Raw genomic sequence first — 17,358 nt, 5'->3', positions numbered from 1 at the left:
AGGACAGCCATTACCTGTTCCACCGATTCGTCGAATTGATGGGCAAGTGAGCCCCGATTCCATGCGTCTTTTCGCCCAGAACGTGATTTAAGTCCGGGACCCCTCGCCATGCCCAAACGTACAGACATCAAATCCATCCTGATCATCGGCGCCGGTCCCATCGTCATCGGCCAAGCCTGCGAGTTCGATTATTCGGGCGTGCAGGCCTGCAAGGCGCTGAAAGACGAAGGCTACCGGGTGATCCTGGTCAATTCGAACCCGGCCACGATCATGACCGATCCGGGTCTGGCCGACGCCACCTATATCGAGCCGATCACCCCCGAGATCGTCGCCAAGATCATCGAAAAAGAACGTCCGGACGCGCTGCTGCCGACCATGGGCGGCCAGACCGCGCTGAACTGCGCGCTGGACCTGGCCGACCACGGCGTGCTGGAAAAGTACGGCGTCGAACTGATTGGCGCTTCGCGCGAAGCCATCCGCATGGCCGAGGATCGCGAGCTGTTCCGCGTGGCGATGGGCGAGATCGGCCTGGAATGCCCGCGCGCGGCCGTCGCCCACACGCTGGAAGAGGCGATCGAGATCCAGGCCCGGGTCGGTTATCCCACCATCATCCGTCCCAGCTTCACCCTGGGCGGCAGCGGTGGCGGCATCGCCTACAACCGCGAGGAACTGATCGACATCGTCACCCGCGGCCTGGAACTGTCGCCGACCACCGAGGTGCTGGTCGAGGAGTCGGTGCTGGGCTGGAAGGAATTCGAGATGGAAGTGGTCCGCGACACCGCGGACAACTGCATCATCGTCTGCTCCATCGAGAACCTGGATCCGATGGGCGTGCACACCGGTGACTCGATCACCGTGGCCCCGGCGCAGACCCTGACCGACAAGGAATACCAGCGCCTGCGCGATGCCTCCATCGCGGTGCTGCGCAAGATCGGCGTGGACACCGGCGGCTCCAACGTGCAGTTCGGCGTCAACGCGCAGACCGGCCGCGTGGTGGTGATCGAGATGAACCCGCGCGTGTCGCGCTCCTCGGCGCTGGCCTCCAAGGCCACCGGCTTCCCGATCGCCAAGGTCGCGGCCAAGCTGGCGGTGGGCTACACCCTGGACGAGCTGAAGAACGAAATCACCGGCGGCAAGACCCCGGCCTCGTTCGAGCCGACGATCGATTACGTGGTCACCAAGATCCCGCGCTTCGCGTTCGAGAAATTCCCGCAGGCCGACGCCCGCCTGACCACCCAGATGAAGTCGGTGGGCGAGGTGATGGCGATGGGCCGCACCTTCCAGGAATCGCTGCAGAAGGCGCTGCGCGGCCTGGAGACCGGCAAGGTCGGCCTCGACCCCACCGGGCTGGACCTGGCCAGCGATGACGATCTGGCGCAGCTGCGCCGCGAATTGAAGTCGCCGGGTCCGGAACGCCTGTTCTACGTCGCCGATGCCTTCCGCGCCGGCATGAGCGTGGAGCAGGTCCACGCGCTGTCGTTCATCGATCCGTGGTTCCTGGACCAGATCGAGGAAATCATCGCCGACGAGAAGCAGATCGCCGCCGACGGCCTGGGTTCGCTGGACGCGCGCCGCATGCGCCGGCTCAAGCGGATGGGCTTCTCCGACGCGCGCCTGGCCCAACTGGCCGCCACCGACGAGGCCGCCGTGCGCGTGCTGCGCAAGGCGCTCGGCGTGAAGCCGGTCTACAAGCGGGTGGATTCCTGCGCGGCCGAGTTCGCCACCGGCACCGCCTATCTGTACTCGACCTACGAGGACGAGTGCGAGGCCGAGCCGACCAGCCGCGACAAGATCATGATTCTCGGCGGCGGTCCCAACCGCATCGGCCAGGGCATCGAGTTCGACTACTGCTGCGTGCACGCGGCGCTCGCCCTGCGCGAGGACGGGTACGAGACCATCATGGTCAACTGCAACCCGGAAACCGTGTCCACCGACTACGACACCTCCGATCGCCTGTACTTCGAGCCGCTGACCCTGGAAGACGTGCTGGCCATCGTCGAGCTGGAACAGCCCAAGGGCGTGATCGTGCAGTACGGCGGCCAGACCCCGCTGAAGCTGGCGCGCGCGCTGGAAGCCAACGGCGTGCCGGTCATCGGCACCTCGCCGGATTCGATCGACCTGGCCGAGGACCGCGAGCGCTTCCAGCAACTGGTCGAGAAGCTGGGCCTGAAGCAGCCGCCCAACCGCACCGCCCGCACCGACGAGCAGGCGCTGGCGCTGGCCCGCGAGATCGGCTATCCGCTGGTGGTGCGCCCGTCCTACGTGCTGGGCGGCCGCGCGATGGAAATCGTCTACGGCGAGTCCGACCTGGCGCGCTACGTGCGCGACGCGGTCAAGGTCTCCAACGATTCGCCGGTGCTGCTGGATCGCTTCCTCGACAACGCGGTGGAAGTGGATGTGGACATCATCGCCGACAGCACCGGCAAGGTGCTGATCGGCGGCGTGATGGAGCACATCGAGGAAGCCGGCGTGCACTCGGGCGATTCGTCCTGCTCGCTGCCGCCGTACTCGCTGTCGGCCAAGACCCAGGACGAACTGCGCCGGCAGGTGGTGGAACTGGCCAAGGCGCTGAACGTGGTCGGCCTGATGAACACCCAGTTCGCCATCCAGGCCAACGACGACGGCGACGATACCGTCTACCTGCTGGAAGTGAACCCGCGTGCCTCGCGCACCGTGCCGTTCGTGTCCAAGGCCACCGGCGTGGCGCTGGCCAAGATCGCGGCCCGCTGCATGGCCGGGCGCAGCCTGGAAGAACAGGGCGCCACCCGCGAAATCGTGCCGGATTACTACTCGGTGAAGGAAGCGATCTTCCCGTTCGCCAAGTTCCAGGGCGTGGATCCGATCCTCGGACCGGAAATGCGCTCTACCGGCGAAGTGATGGGCGTGGGCCGCAGCTTCGGCGCGGCGATGGCGCGCGCGCAGGAAGCCGGCGGCATCAAGGCCCCGCAACCGGGCAAGGCGTTCGTGTCGGTGCGGGATCCGGACAAGAAGCGCGTGCTGCCAGTCGCCCAGGCGCTGGTCGAGCGCGGCTTCAGCCTGGTCGCCACCCAGGGCACCGCGGCGTGGCTGCGCGAGCATGGCCTGGCCTGCGAGCAGATCAACAAGGTGGTGGAAGGACGCCCGCACATCGTCGACCTGATCAAGAACGGCGAAATCGTGTATATCGTCAACACCACCGAAGGGCGGCAGGCCATCGCCGACTCCTTCTCCATCCGGCGCGAGGCCCTCCAGCATCGCGTCACCTATTCGACCACGATCGCCGGCGCCAAGGCGCTGGTGCATTCGCTGGAATACCGTGGTACGGGCCCGGTCTGGGCCCTGCAGGAACTGCACAAGGAGCTGCAAGGGTGAGAGCACCACTGACAATGAAGGGCGCGCAGCGGCTGCGCCAGGAACTGGATCTGCTGAAGACGGTGAAGCGGCCGGAAGTGATCACCGCGATCGCCGAGGCGCGCGCGCACGGCGATCTGAAGGAAAACGCCGAGTACCACGCCGCCCGCGAGCAGCAGGGTTTCATCGAAGGCCGCATCAAGCAGCTGGAGAGCGAACTCTCGCACTCGGAGATCATCGACGTCACCAAGCTCAATGCCGGTTCGCGCATCGTGTTCGGCGCCACGGTGACCCTGGCCGACGTGGAGACCGACGAGGAGAAGCGTTACCAGGTCGTCGGCGATCTGGAAGCGGACATCAAGCAGGGCCTGATCGCGATTTCCTCGCCGCTGGCCCGCGCGCTGATCGGCAAGCACGAGGGTGACGCGGTCACCATCGACGCGCCGGCCGGACAGCGCGAGTACGAAATCGTCGGCGTCAGCTACACCGACTGAGCGGCCGATGGCGACCGCCACCCTGCTGCTGCCCGCACGCCATCGGCTGGCGGGCCAGTCGCTGCCGGCCGATGTCGCCAGGGCGCTGGGACGGGCAGATCGCCACACCGGGCAGGGCGGCGAACGCGAACAGCTTCGCCGCCATTTCCGGCTGGTGCCCGATCACTGGCCGGTGGCCGCGCTGACCCGGCAACTGGACGCCGGCGACGCCGAAGGCGCCATCTGGCTGCGCGCGGATCCGGCGCGGGTCTCGCCGGACATGAACGGTGCGCGCATGCTCGCCTACGGCGAGGCGCTGGGACTGGAGGGGGAGGATGCCGCGCAACTGCTGCCGGCGCTGAAGCCCCTGTTCGGCGACGCCGGCCTGCTGCTCGATGCGCCGCAGCCCACGCGCTGGTACCTGCGCCTGCCGCCGGATGCGCGGTTGCCCGCGTTCGCGCCGATTGGCGACGTGCTGGGCGATGATCTGTTCGCGCACCTGCCCGAAGGCGACGACGGCCGGCGCTGGCGCGCATTGCTGACCGAGGCGCAGATCGTGCTGCACAACCATCCGTGGAATGCGCGGCGCATCGCGACCGGCAAGGCGCCGGTCAATTCGCTGTGGTTCTGGGGCGGCGGCCGGCTGCCGCAATCGGTGACCACCCGCTTCCGCCAGATCAAGGGCCAGGACACCGTGCTGCGCGCGCTCGCGCGCGCGGCCGGCGTCACCGCCGAAGGCGAGGGCGGGGCGGTCGATGCGCTCATCGACCTGCGCCATCTGCGCCAGCTGGACACGCTGGCGCGCGACGCGCTGCAACCGTTGCTGGCGGCGCTGGCGCGCGGCGAACTGCACATGCTGGAACTGGATTTCGAGGATGGCGAACGGTTCACCCTGCGTCGCGATCAGCGCTGGCGCTTCTGGCGCCGTCCGCTCGCCCGCCTGGGCGGCGCGGACGCCGGATTGACCGCATGACGCCAACGGCGCGGATCCGCCGGCGCGAGGCGGTGGCCGGCGGGGACTGGCCGGCCGGCATGCTGCCATTGCTGCAACGCGTGTACGCCGGCCGTGGCGTCACCGCGGCGGCCGGCGCGCAGCCGCGCCTGGCGCAACTGCTTTCCCCCGACGCGCTGGGTGGCCTGGATGCGGCCTGCGAACTGCTGCGGGCCGCCATCGACGAACAACGCCACATCGTCGTGGTCGGCGATTTCGACTGCGACGGGGCCACCGCGTGCGCGCTGATGGTGCGCGGCCTGCGCGCGCTCGGCGCGGCGCGGGTCACCGCGACGGTGCCCAACCGGATGACGCATGGTTACGGCCTGTCGCCGTCGCTGGTGGACGAACTGGCCGCGCTCGAGCCGGAACTGCTGGTCACCGTGGATCACGGCATCGCCTGCCATGCCGGCATCGCGCGCGCCCGCGCGCAGGGCTGGCAGGTGCTGGTGACCGACCATCACCTGCCCGGCGAAACGCTGCCGGCCGCAGACGCCATCGTCAACCCGAACCTGCGCGAGGACGGCTTCCCCAGCAAGGCGCTGGCGGGCGTCGGCGTGGCGTTCTACGTACTGCTTGCGCTGCGCCGGCGGTTGCGCGACGCCGGCCGCTGGCCGCAGGGCGAACCGGATCTGACCGTGCTGCTGGATCTGGTCGCGGTCGGCACGGTGGCCGATCTGGTGCCGCTGGACGCGAACAATCGCGCCTTGGTCGGCGCGGGCCTGCGCCGCCTGCGCGCCGGCCAGGGCAGCGCGGGCCTGCAGGCCCTGATCGAAGTCGCCGGGCGTGACGCCCGCCATCTGACCGCGTCGGACATCGGTTTCGCCATCGCGCCGCGGCTCAACGCCGCGGGACGCCTGGAAGACATGTCGCTGGGCATCGAATGCCTGCTGTCCGACGACCCCGCGCAGGCGCGCGAAATCGCCGCCACCCTCAACGAAATCAACGCCGAGCGTCGCGGCGTGCAGCAGCAGATGGTGGACGAGGCCCAGATCGCACTGGCGAAGCTGGCCGCGCTGGAGGCGGATCCACCGTTGGCGCTGTGCCTGTTCGACGCCGAATGGCATCCGGGCGTGGTCGGCCTGGTCGCCTCACGGATCAAGGACGGCCTGCACCGCCCGGTGATCGCCTTCGCGCCGGCGGAACCCGGCGCGGATTCGCTGCGCGGTTCGGCACGCTCGATTCCCGGATTCCACATGCGCGATGCGCTGGCGGCCGTCGATGCGGCGAATCCGGGGCTGATCGAGAAATTCGGCGGCCATGCGATGGCCGCCGGCCTGAGCCTGGCGCAGGCGCGGCTGCCGGCGTTCGAGGCCGCCTTCCGCCAGGTCGCCGCGCAGTGGCTGGACGACAGCCTATTGCAGGCCGAATGGCTGAGCGACGGCGAACTGCTGCCGGAGGAGTTCGATCGCGTCCACGCCGAAGCGCTGCGCGATGGCGGGCCCTGGGGACAGGGCTTCCCCGAACCGCTGTTCGACGGTGAGTTCGAGGTGATCGACTGGCGCGTGGTCGGCGGCAAGCACCTGAAGTTCTCGCTGCGCCTGCCCGGGCGCGCGCAACCGCTGGGCGCCATCCAGTTCGGCGGCTGGCGCGACCAGGCCAGGCCCAGGCGCGTCCATGCCGTCTACCAGCTCGACACCGACGACTACCAGGACCGCCGGGGCATCCAGTTGCTGGTTCGCCATTGGGTGGCGCTGCCGTAGGCAGGCAAAAGCACGCGATCCCGGGTAACCCCAGGGAGCCGCGCCGGACGTTTGTCCGTTCCAGACCGGAAACAAGAAAGGGGATTGCATATGCAGGGGAAGCACGGGGCCGCGATGCTGGCCTGCCTGGTGGCGCTGGTGTTGTGGCTGGGATGCGGGGGCGGGGACCTGCGCTCCCAGCGGCTGTCCAGCGATGCCGTGCCGTTGCTGGAAGTCGCCGGCGCCGAACTTCCGGTGCGGCTGCGCCAGGCGCGGGTGGAGACGATGGTGGTCGGCGGCGTCGCCCAGACCACGGTCGAACTGGAGTTCCACAACCCCAATCGGCGGGTGCTGGAAGGACAACTGGCGTTTCCACTGCGCGACGGACAGCGCATCACCGGTTTCGCGCTGGATATCGATGGGCGCATGCGCGCGGCGGTGCCGGTCGAGAAGGCCAAGGGCCGGCAGGTGTTCGAAGCGATCGCGCGGCAGGGCGTGGATCCCGCGTTGCTGGAACAGACGGCCGGCAACCACTTCCGCCTGCGCATCTTCCCGATTCCCGCCGCCGGCAGCCGCCGGGTGCGCCTGGTCTACAGCGAGACGTTGGCGCGTGAAGGCGACCACTACCGGTTGCCGGTATCGCTGGCGTTCGCGCGTGGCGCCGCCGAGCTGAGCTGGGACATGCGTGTTGACGGTGCCGCCAGCGCGCCCCGGATCGCTGGAACGCTCGCGGGCACCTTGAGCGGGCGCATGGGCCCCCATGGCTGGGATGCCCGCTTCACGCGCCGTGATTTCAGCGGACAGGGCAGCCTGGAACTGCGTATCCCGCGCGCGAAAGGGCCACGCAGTCATGTGCAACGGATCGACGATCAGCTGTATTTCCTCGCCGAGTTGCCGGTGGAGGATGCGCCGGTGGCGCGCACGCCACCCAAGGCGGTGATGCTGCTGTGGGACAGCTCGGGATCCGCGCGCGGTCGCGATCACGAGGCCGAACTGGCGGTGCTGGATCGCTACCTGCGCACGGCCGGCGATATCGAAGTCAGCCTGGTGCGGTTGCGCGATGTGGCCGAACCTGCGGTGCGCTACCCGGTGCGCCAGGGAGACTGGTCGAGCCTGCGCGAGGAACTGCGCGCCACGATCTACGACGGCGCGAGCCGGTTGGGCGCGTGGCGGCCGCAGGCCGGCATCGACGAGTACCTGCTGGTCAGCGATGGCGTGGACAACTACGGCCCGTCCGCGGAGTTTCCCGAACTGCAGCCGGGACAACGCCTGTTCGCCCTGAGCGGCGCCGGCCCGCATGCCGACGGACGTCGCCTGCGCGACTGGGCCGAAGCGCGCGGTGGCCGCGCGATCCTGTTCGACGCCTCCGGCGTGGAAGCGGCGGCGCGCGACCTGCTCAGCGAGCAGGTCCGGCTGCAGGCGATCGAAATGGAAGGCGGCGAGGAGTGGATCGCGCCGTCGGCCACGCCCCAGGACGGACTGCTGCGCGTGGCCGGTCGCCTGACCGTGCCGGTGGCGGAGCTGCGGGTCAGCTATCGGGCGCCGGATGGTCGCCTGCGTCGGATCCCGATACCGGTCGATGGCACGCAGGCCGCGCTCAGCGGTCCGGTCGGGCAATTGTGGGCCGGTTACTGGGTGGATCGCTGGAGCCGTGACCGCGCCGCCAACGCGGGACGGATCCGAAGCCTGGGCCAGCGGTTCGGGCTGGTCACCGGCGAGACCTCGCTGATGGTCCTGGAGACCGTCGAGGACTACGTGGAGCACGAAATCGCGCCGCCGGTCGAACTGCGCGCCGCGTACGAACAGGCCTGGGCGTCGCGTGTGCGGGATCGCGAACGCAGCCAGCGCGAACGATTGGATGAAGTGGCGATCGCGTTCGGGGAGCGCCGGGAATGGTGGAACCGGGATTGGCCCAAGGGCCGGCCGCCGGCGCCGCCGAAGCTTGAACGTCGCCGGGGCGAAGCGGATCGCGTCACGGATGGATACGCAGCCGCGGACGCTGCAGCGGCACCGGTGGCCGCCGCGCCTTCACCCCCGCCGGCGCCCGCGTCGGTCACGCAATCGATGCCGGAGGGCAACCTGGCGCTGGCGAGGGAGAGATCGACGCTGGAGAGCGTGGCGGTGACCGGCGCCGCGGAAAGCGTGCAGGTGACCCTGCAGCCCTGGCAGCCGGATTCCCCCTACGCCCGTCGCCTGCGCGCCGCGCCCGCGGATCGCATCTACGCGCTCTACCTGGACGAGCGCGACGAACACGCGGCCAGCACCGCGTTCTACCTGGACGTGGCCGACATCCTGTTCGAGAAGGGACAGCGCGGACTCGCGCTGCGGGTGCTGTCCAATCTGGCCGAACTGGATCTGGAGAACCGCCATATCCTGCGCGTGCTGGCCTATCGCCTGATGCAGGCGAGGGAACCGGCGCTCGCGCTGGAACAGTTCCGGCGGGTGCGCGGGATGGCCGAGGAAGAACCGCAGAGTTTCCGCGATCTGGGCCTGGCGCAGGCGGAGGCCGGGGACCCGCAGGCCGCCATCGAGTCGCTGTACGAAGTGGTGCGACGCGACTGGGACGCCCGCTTCGACGGGGTCAAGATGATCGCGCTGACCGAACTCAACGCCATCGTCGCCAACGCCGGAAAACCGCTGGATACCCATGCCATCGATCCGCGCCTGCTGGGCAACCTGCCGCTGGATCTGCGCGCGGTGCTAACCTGGGACAGCGACAACAGCGACATGGATCTGTGGGTCACCGATCCCAACGGCGAGAAGTGTTTCTACAGCCATCCGGAAACCTACCAGGGCGGTCGCCTGTCGGATGATTTCACCGGAGGTTATGGTCCGGAGGAATTCGCGCTGCGGGTGGCCAAGCCGGGCAAGTACCGGGTCGAAGCCAATTTCTTCGGCGACCGCCAGTCGCTGGTGACCGGCGCGACCACCCTGCAGTTGGCTTTCATCACCCGGTTCGGCACGCCGCGCGAGCAGCGGCAAATCGTCACCCTGCGCCTCAAGGAGGCCAAGGAAACGGTTCTGGTCGGCGAGTTCGAGGTGCGTTGAGCGCCCGCGCCCCCGCGCGATGACGGGGGCGTCCATCGCGATTTCGGGATGGACGGTCCGGCGCGCCCGCGAACGCGGAAGCGGGCGCGCCCACCTACAATGCGCCGATGGCTTCCTCCTCCGACACGCTCTACCGCCGTTTCCAGCCCTGGCGCCGCAGCTTCGAGATCGGCTTCTGGGTGGTCGGTATCCTGGTCAACGTGATCGGCAACAGCATCACCACGGTGATGGACGTGCGCCGGGCCGGCTTGCGGATCGCGGATTGGGAACCGGTGGTCTGGGAAACCTCCAGCGGCCTGGTGCTGCTCGCGCTGGTGCCGGCGGTGGTCGCGTTCACCCGCCGGTTCCCGCTTCACTGGGATACGTTGCGACGGCAATGGCCGTGGTACCTGCTGGCCAGCGTGGTGTACTCGCTGCTGCACGTGGTGGGCATGGTCGCGTTGCGGATGCTGGCCTACCGCTGGCAGGGGAGCGACTACGACTTCGGTCCCTGGGCGCGGGAATTCTTCTACGAGTACCTCAAGGACGTACGCACTTTCATCTGGGCGGTGCTGACCATCGAGATCTACCGCTTCCTGCTGCGTCGCTGGCAGGGCGAGGCGAGCCTGCTCGACGAGCCGGACGAAGGCCCGGCGCTGGAACCGGTCGAGCGGCCGGAGCGCTTCCTGGTGCGCAAGCTGGGACGCGAGTTCCTGGTGGCCGCGCGCGACATCGAATGGCTGCAGGCCTCGGGCAACTACGTCAACCTGCGCGTGCGCGGCCATGATTACCCGCTGCGCAGCACCATCGCCGGCATCGAAGCCAAGCTGGACCCGGCGCGCTTCGCCCGCATCCACCGAAGCTACATCGTCAACCTGGACCAGATCGCGTCCATCGAGCCTCTGGAAACCGGCGACGCGCGCATCCACCTGAAGGACGCCACGGTGTTGCCGTGCAGCCGTCGCCATCGCGCCGACCTGCGCGGCCGCACGGGGGCCGATCCCGGTTGAGGCCAGGCAGCGGACCGCGTTGCCGCATCGTTGCCCAAGGCCCGGTTTCGCGTGAAAGAGAGCGCTGGCCGTGACGACGTGAAAGCCCCTGGAGGTCCGACAGCGTCCGGCTCAGTGGGACCCCGCGGGTGCTTCCAGCGTACGTTCCCGGCGCAGCCGGCCAGGAACAATCCGCCAGCATGCCTGGGGGAGGGGCTGGGGTCTCATGCGGGGCCACGCCTGAAAGGCGGGCGATGCCGCCTGCGGGGAACGGCGGAGGCCCATGGGAGTGCTTCCGGATCCCCGGACCTGCCGTTTCCGCCTGTCCCAGCGGGCGAGGGCGTCATCCGCTTGTTACAATCCCCGGTTCCTCTGTGTGCCCCACCTCCCGCCATGATCGAACTGAATCCCGTCCGCCAGCGCATCGCCGACCTGCAGAACCGGTTGGCCTCGCTACGGGGGTATCTTTGACTACGATTCCAAGCGCGAACGCCTGGAAGAAGTGAATCGGGAGCTGGAAAGCCCCGACATCTGGAACAACCCCGAATACGCCCAGCAACTGGGTCGCGAGCGCTCGCTGCTGGACAAGACCGTCAACGGCATCCGCGAGATCGATGAGGGTCTGGTGGGATCCAGCGAACTGCTGGAACTGGCCGAAGGCGAGAACGACGAGGAAACCGCGCAGGCGGTGGTCGAGGACGTGGAGCGCTTCGCCGGCCGGGTGGACAAGCTGGAATTCCAGCGCATGTTCTCCGGCGAGATGGACAGCGCCAACGCCTTCGTCGACATCCAGGCCGGCGCCGGCGGCACCGAAGCCCAGGACTGGGCGGAAATCCTCCTGCGCATGTACCTGCGCTGGGCCGAAGCGCGAGGCTGGAAGGTCGAGTTGATGGAAGCCAGCGACGGCGAAGTGGCCGGCATCAAGTCGGCGACCTTCCGGGTCGAGGGCGACTACGCCTATGGCTGGCTGAAGACCGAGATCGGCGTGCACCGGCTGGTGCGCAAGTCGCCATTCGATTCCGACAACCGCCGCCACACCAGCTTCACCTCGGTGTTCGTTTCGCCCGAAGTCGACGACAACATCGACATCGACATCAATCCGGCCGACCTGAAGACCGACGTCTATCGTTCTTCCGGCGCGGGCGGCCAGCACGTCAACAAGACCGAATCGGCCGTGCGCATCACCCATGTGCCCAGCGGCGTGGTGGTGGCCTGCCAGACCGAGCGCAGCCAGCACGCCAACCGCGATCGCGCGATGAAGATGCTGAAGGCCAAGCTGTACGAGATCGAGATCCAGAAGCGCAACGCCGAGAAGACCGCGCTGGAAGCCACCAAGTCCGACATCGGCTGGGGCAGCCAGATCCGCAACTACGTGCTCGACCAGAGCCGGATCAAGGATCTGCGTACCGGCATCGAGCGCACCGACACCCAGAAGGTGCTGGACGGCGACCTGGACGAGTTCCTGGAAGCCAGCCTGAAGGCCGGCCTGGAAGCCGGCGCCAAACGCGTCGACGCATAATCCGCGGGAAGGGGCTTCGGCCCCGGCCCGATTCCGCGGCCCCGGCCGCATCTCCTCCCGTTTCCACCAACCCAGACCCGCCATGACCGACGAGACCCCCGTGCTGCCGCCCCACGCCGACGAGAACAGCCTCATCGCCGAGCGCCGCGCGAAACTCACGGCCCTGCGCGGGCAGGGCATCGCCTATCCCAACGATTTCCGCCGCGCCGACTATGCCGGCGACCTGCAGGCGCAGTACGCCGACAAGGACCTGTGGACCGCCGAGAGCCTGGAAGCGGCCGACCGCCGCGTCCGCGTCGCCGGCCGCTTGATGGCCAAGCGGGTGATGGGCAAGGCCAGCTTCGTCCAGATCCAGGACGAGTCCGGCCGCCTGCAGCTGTTCCTGCAGGCCAACGCGCTGGGTGAAACCTACGAGGCCTTCAAGGGCTGGGACATCGGCGACATCGTCGCCGCCGAAGGCGCGCTGACCCGCACCAAGACCGGCGAACTGTCGGTCAAGGCCGACACGCTGCGACTGCTGACCAAGGCGCTGCGCCCGCTGCCGGACAAGTGGCATGGCCTGTCGGACGTGGAGCAGCGCTATCGCCAGCGCTACGTCGACCTGATCGTCACGCCGGAGGCGCGCGAGGTCTTCATCAAGCGCTCGCGCATCATCCGCGCGATCCGCGAATGGCTGGACGCGCGCCGCTTCCTGGAAGTGGAAACGCCGATGATGCATTACATCCCCGGCGGCGCCGCGGCCAAGCCGTTCGTCACCCACCACAACGCGCTGGACATGGATCTCTACCTGCGCGTGGCGCCGGAGCTCTACCTCAAGCGCCTGGTGGTCGGCGGGCTGGAGCGGGTCTACGAGATCAACCGCAACTTCCGCAATGAAGGCGTCAGCACCCGCCACAACCCGGAATTCACCATGCTGGAGCTGTACGAGGCCTACGCCACGTACAACGAGATCATGGATCTGACCGAATCGGTCATCCGCGACGTCGCCCATGAAGTGCTCGGCACCGGCGCGGTCAACTGGGAAGGGCAGGACATCGATCTGGAGCCGGCGTTCCGTCGCTGGCGGATGGACGAGGCCGTGCGTCATCACAATCCGGAGATCAGCGCGGCCGACTGCACCGACCGCGACGCGCTGGCGCGCCACTGCGAGCGGCTGAAGATCGCGGTCAAGCCGTCCTACGGCTGGGGCAAGCTGTTGCTGGAGATCTTCGAGCGCACGGTCGAGCACACCCTGATCCAGCCGACCTTCATCACCGATCATCCGGTCGAGGTGTCGCCGCTGGCCCGCGCCAACGACCAGAACCCCGGCTACACCGATCGCTTCGAGCTGTTCATCAACGGCAAGGAACTCGCCAACGGCTTCTCCGAACTCAACGACCCGGAGGACCAGGCGGCCCGGTTCCAGGCCCAGGTGGCGGCCAAGGAAGGCGGCGATGACGAGGCCATGCACTACGATGCCGACTACATCCGCGCGCTGGAAGTCGGCCTGCCGCCGACCGGCGGCCTGGGCATCGGCATCGACCGGCTGGTCATGCTGCTGACCGGTTCGGACTCGATCCGCGACGTGCTGCTGTTCCCCTACATGCGTCCGGAGCACCCGCCCGGCTGACCGCCAGGCCTGACGGGAGCGCCGCTGCGCGGCAACCCGGGTGACGCAAAGGGTCGGTTCCCGGCCCGGACCGGAATGGGACCCGCCGGAATCCCGGCGGGACGCCCCGGCGTTCAGAGGGATGAAGGAGAGCCGAAAATGCCGCACCTTGGGGCATTTTCGTGATGTTCGTCTCGATTCGCTCGCTGATGCTGAGGATGCGATTCCGCTGGCACGTTTCCTGCGTCAAAAATCCCACGTCGCCCCGTTCGACCCCCCGCGACAGCGGCGGCCGGACCGGTGAGGTGACGGGATCCCGAGCAGAGCGAGACACGCAGGAAACGGTTCCGATGCTAGATGCCAGTGCAGCCATCGCCGGAGTATCCTTGCCCGACAGTCACTTCATGTGGCCACAAGGGGCGGGAAGCGCTTTGAACATCGTCATCGTCGATGACCAGACTTCGGCGCGCACGATGCTGCGCCATGTAATCGAGGACATCGCCTCGGAGCTGAGCGTGCACGACTTCGGGGATCCCCAGGTCGCGCTGGACTGGTGCGAACGCAACCGCACCGACCTGCTGCTGCTGGACTACCGCATGCCGGGCATGGACGGGCTGGAGTTCGCCCGCCGTTTCCGCCGCCTGCCGCTGCACCGCGACATTCCCATCATCCTGATCACCGTGGTCGGCGACGAGCCGATCCGCCAGGCCGCGCTGGAAGCGGGTGTCATCGATTTCCTGGTCAAGCCGGTCCGTCCGCGCGAACTGCGCGCGCGCTGCCGCAACCTGCTGCAGCTGCGCCAGCAGTCGGAGAACGTCAAGCAGCGCGCCCTGTCGCTGGAACAGCGCCTGCTGTCGAGCATGCACGAGGTCGAGGAACGCGAGCGCGAGACCCTGTCGCGACTGGCCCGCGCCATCGAGTACCGTGACAGCGGCACCAGCGCCTATCTGGAGCGCATGGCCCACGTGGCCGCGCTGATTGCCGACGAACTGGGCCTGCCGGAAGACGAAGTCCGCGCGATCGAGCTGGCAGCGCCGCTGCACGACATGGGCAAGATCGCCATCCCCGATTCCGTGCTGATGAAGCCCGGCCCGCTGACCGAGGACGAGACCGACGTGATGCGCCGGCATCCGAAGATCGGCCACCAGCTGCTGTCGGGCAGCCAGAACCGCTTCATCCAGACCGGCGCGGTCATCGCCCTGCGCCATCACGAGCGCTATGACGGCAGCGGCTACCCGGATGGCCTGGTCGGCGACGAGATTCCGTTGGAAGCCAGGATAGTGGCGGTTGCGGATGTGTTCGATGCCCTGATCTCGCCCCGGCCTTACAAGAAGGCCTGGGAGAAGGACGCGGCGCTGGCGTACCTGTACGCGCAGCGTGGCCGCCTGTTCGACCCCTCCTGCGTGGATGCGCTCATCCGTGGGCGGGAACGTCTGGACGACATCTGCGAGCGCTACTCGACGGTGCAGAGCCGTCCAGGGATGGAATGAGTCATGGAACGCAATCTGGCCTCCTGGATCAAGAACCGCCTGGCCAACCGGCCGGACAGTGAGCACGGCCAGACGGCGATCCGCGTCATCATCTTCACCGGCGTGATCCTCTACATGGGCATCGCCGCCCTGTACGGCGCGCTGCCGCCGGATGTGTATCGCTGGTCGGCGACCATGAGCGGCGTCGGCGCCGCGGTCGGCCTGATGCTGTTCATCGCGATCCTGCTGGAACCGGGCAAATCGCACGTGCGCCGCATCATCGGCATGATCACCGACTACGGCCTGATGACCGTGGCGATGGTGCTCAAGGGCGAACCGCTGGCCTGGCTGTACGTGATCCTGATGTGGGTGACCGTGGGCAACGGCCTGCGCTACGGCAACCGTTATCTGGTCGGCGCGGTGGCGTCGGCGTGCATCAGCTTCGGCATCGTGCTGACGGTCAGTCCGTATTGGCAGCAGAACCTCAATCTCGGCCTGGGTCTGTGGGTCGGCCTGATCGCGGTGCCGATGTACCTGTCCGGCCTGCTGCGCGATCTGACCCGCGCCACCGAGGAGGCGCGCCGGGCAAACGAGGCCAAGAGCCGCTTCCTGGCCAACATGAGCCACGAGTTCCGCACGCCGCTCAACGGCCTGGCCGGCATGTCCGAACTGCTGGCGACCACCCGCCTGGACAGCGAGCAGCGCGAGTGCCTGCAGACCATCCAGGCCTCCACCCGCAGCCTGCTGGCGCTGGTGGAGGACGTGCTCGACATTTCGGCCATCGAGGCCGGCAAGCTCAAGCTCAACGTGGTCGAGTTCTCGCCGCGCGAGCTGGTCGAGAGCATCGGCCTGATCCTGCTGCCGCAAGCCCGGGGCAAGCAGCTCAATTACGAGGTGCAGTTCGACGATGCCGTGCCCGCGCTGCTGCGTGGCGATTCGGGCCATCTGCGCCAGGTGCTGTTGAACCTGGCCGGCAACGCGGTCAAGTTCACCGACAAGGGTGAAGTGCGCCTGCAGGTCACCCTGGCCGGCAGCCCGAACCGGTTGCGCTTCACCGTGACCGACACCGGCATCGGCATTCCCGCCTCGGTGCGCGAACGCCTGTTCGAGGCTTTCGAGCAGGCCGACGCCAGCCTGGCGCGCCGCTATGGCGGCACCGGCCTGGGCACCACCATCGCCAAGGGCCTGACCGAGGCGATGGGCGGCACCATCGGTTTCGAGAGCAGCGAACAGCGCGGCAGCTCGTTCTGGGTCGAACTCCCGTTCGAGCCGGTCCAGCCGCGCGAAGTCACCCCGGCCATCCAGGTGCCGGCGAACTGGCTCGACGACGCCAATGGCAAGCCGGGCGCCGAGAACATCATCGCGTTCTCGGATCCGTTCCTGCGTCATCGCGCGCGCGTGCGCAGCATGCAGATCCTGGTCGCCGACGACCACGAGGCCAACCGGATGGTCGTGCAGCGCCTGCTGCAGAAGGCCGGCCACCGCGTCACCTGCGTCAACGGCGGCGAGGACGTGCTCAACGCGTTGGATTCCTTCGATTACGACGCGGTCATCTGCGATCTGCACATGCCCGACGTCAGCGGCCTGGATCTGCTCAAGCAATTGCGGGTGATGGAGGCCGGTTCCGGCCAGCGCACGCCGGTGGTGATCCTGAGCGCCGACGTGACTCCGGACGCCATCCGCAACTGCGAACGCGCGGGCGCCCGCGCGTTCCTGGCCAAACCCGTGGTCGCGACCCGCCTGCTGGACACCCTGGCGGAAATCGCCACCAACGGCGCGGTCGCCCCGCAGCAGGCTCCGATGCCGACCACCGCGGTGCGGGTGGGCGACGAGATCCTGGACATGACCGTGCTGGATGAACTCAGCGCGCTGGGCATGGGCGAGGCCTTCGAGCGCGAATTCATCGCGCAGTGCCTCAACGATGCCGATGGCTGCATCGGCGCGATGGCGCACGCGATGGAGCATGGCCAGGGCGAACACCTGCGCGATCATGCGCATGCGCTGAAGGGCGTGGCCAGCAACCTGGGTCTGGTCAAACTGGCGGCGGCCGCGAGCGAGCTGATGCGGCTGGCCGACTGGCAGGTCGCTCGCGAGTGGCGGCAGCGGCTGGCGGCGGTGAATTCCTATCTGGCCCAGGGCAGGGCGGCATTGGAGGCGCGCGAGCGGTCGCGCCATTCGCCCGACCACGGCAGCCACGAGCGCAATTGATCCGTTTGCGCGATAGCAGAGGGCAATGACTCAGGCGGGCGGCCACGGCCGTCCCGCCATCCGGGGTGCCTTGCGCAGTCCC

General features: G+C 68.2%; 10 protein-coding genes. All 10 read left to right on the top strand.

What is annotated here, in order from left to right; genetic code table 11:
* Positions 1-108: 108 nt before the first annotated feature.
* The 10 genes from carB (at position 109) to ACTHN1_RS16980 (ending at position 17,276) form a co-directional block, all read left to right on the top strand.
* On the top strand, positions 109-3,351 hold the full coding sequence (carB, locus tag ACTHN1_RS17025) for a carbamoyl-phosphate synthase large subunit (RefSeq protein WP_440472107.1): 3,243 nt from the start codon (positions 109-111) through the stop codon (positions 3,349-3,351).
* Positions 3,352-3,359: 8 nt separating this feature from the next.
* Complete coding sequence (gene greA, locus ACTHN1_RS17020) at positions 3,360-3,824, top strand: transcription elongation factor GreA (RefSeq protein ID WP_181444083.1); 465 nt, start codon at positions 3,360-3,362, stop codon at positions 3,822-3,824.
* 7 nt (positions 3,825-3,831) lie between these two features.
* Positions 3,832-4,776, top strand: a complete 945-nt coding sequence (locus tag ACTHN1_RS17015; protein ID WP_440472106.1) for a phosphoglycerate mutase — start codon at positions 3,832-3,834, stop codon at positions 4,774-4,776.
* Complete coding sequence (gene recJ, locus ACTHN1_RS17010; protein WP_440472105.1) at positions 4,773-6,497, top strand: single-stranded-DNA-specific exonuclease RecJ; 1,725 nt, start codon at positions 4,773-4,775, stop codon at positions 6,495-6,497. The genes ACTHN1_RS17015 and recJ overlap by 4 nt, the downstream gene beginning before the upstream one ends.
* Positions 6,498-6,587: 90 nt before the next feature.
* Positions 6,588-9,524: a VIT domain-containing protein gene (locus ACTHN1_RS17005; RefSeq protein ID WP_440472104.1), complete on the top strand. Its 2,937-nt coding sequence runs from the start codon at positions 6,588-6,590 to the stop codon at positions 9,522-9,524.
* A gap of 107 nt (positions 9,525-9,631) precedes the next feature.
* Positions 9,632-10,513, top strand: a complete 882-nt coding sequence (locus tag ACTHN1_RS17000) for a LytTR family transcriptional regulator DNA-binding domain-containing protein (RefSeq protein ID WP_440472103.1) — start codon at positions 9,632-9,634, stop codon at positions 10,511-10,513.
* A 372-nt stretch (positions 10,514-10,885) separates the two neighbouring features.
* Positions 10,886-12,011, top strand: a protein-coding gene (prfB, locus tag ACTHN1_RS16995) for a peptide chain release factor 2 (RefSeq protein ID WP_440472102.1) whose coding sequence is annotated in 2 segments (ribosomal slippage) — positions 10,886-10,960 and positions 10,962-12,011 — 1,125 coding nt in all. Because the reading frame shifts where the segments join, the coding sequence is not laid out codon by codon here.
* An 82-nt stretch (positions 12,012-12,093) separates the two neighbouring features.
* Positions 12,094-13,620 carry a lysine--tRNA ligase gene (gene lysS / locus ACTHN1_RS16990; protein ID WP_440472101.1) on the top strand — a complete coding sequence of 509 codons (1,527 nt, stop codon included), beginning with the start codon at positions 12,094-12,096 and terminating at the stop codon, positions 13,618-13,620.
* Positions 13,621-14,003: 383 nt separating this feature from the next.
* On the top strand, positions 14,004-15,089 hold the full coding sequence (locus tag ACTHN1_RS16985) for a response regulator (RefSeq protein WP_295375686.1): 1,086 nt from the start codon (positions 14,004-14,006) through the stop codon (positions 15,087-15,089).
* Positions 15,090-15,092: 3 nt separating this feature from the next.
* Positions 15,093-17,276 (top strand): ATP-binding protein, encoded by a 2,184-nt coding sequence (locus tag ACTHN1_RS16980; RefSeq protein ID WP_440472100.1) that lies wholly within the window; start codon positions 15,093-15,095, stop codon positions 17,274-17,276.
* Positions 17,277-17,358 lie beyond the last annotated feature (82 nt).

Origin of the sequence: Pseudoxanthomonas sp., from assembly GCF_051953815.1 — a bacterium.
In the GTDB taxonomy this organism is placed as follows: domain Bacteria; phylum Pseudomonadota; class Gammaproteobacteria; order Xanthomonadales; family Xanthomonadaceae; genus Pseudoxanthomonas_A.
Note: the sequence above shows the minus strand (reverse complement) of the source record. Positions and strands in the feature narration are given on the sequence as shown.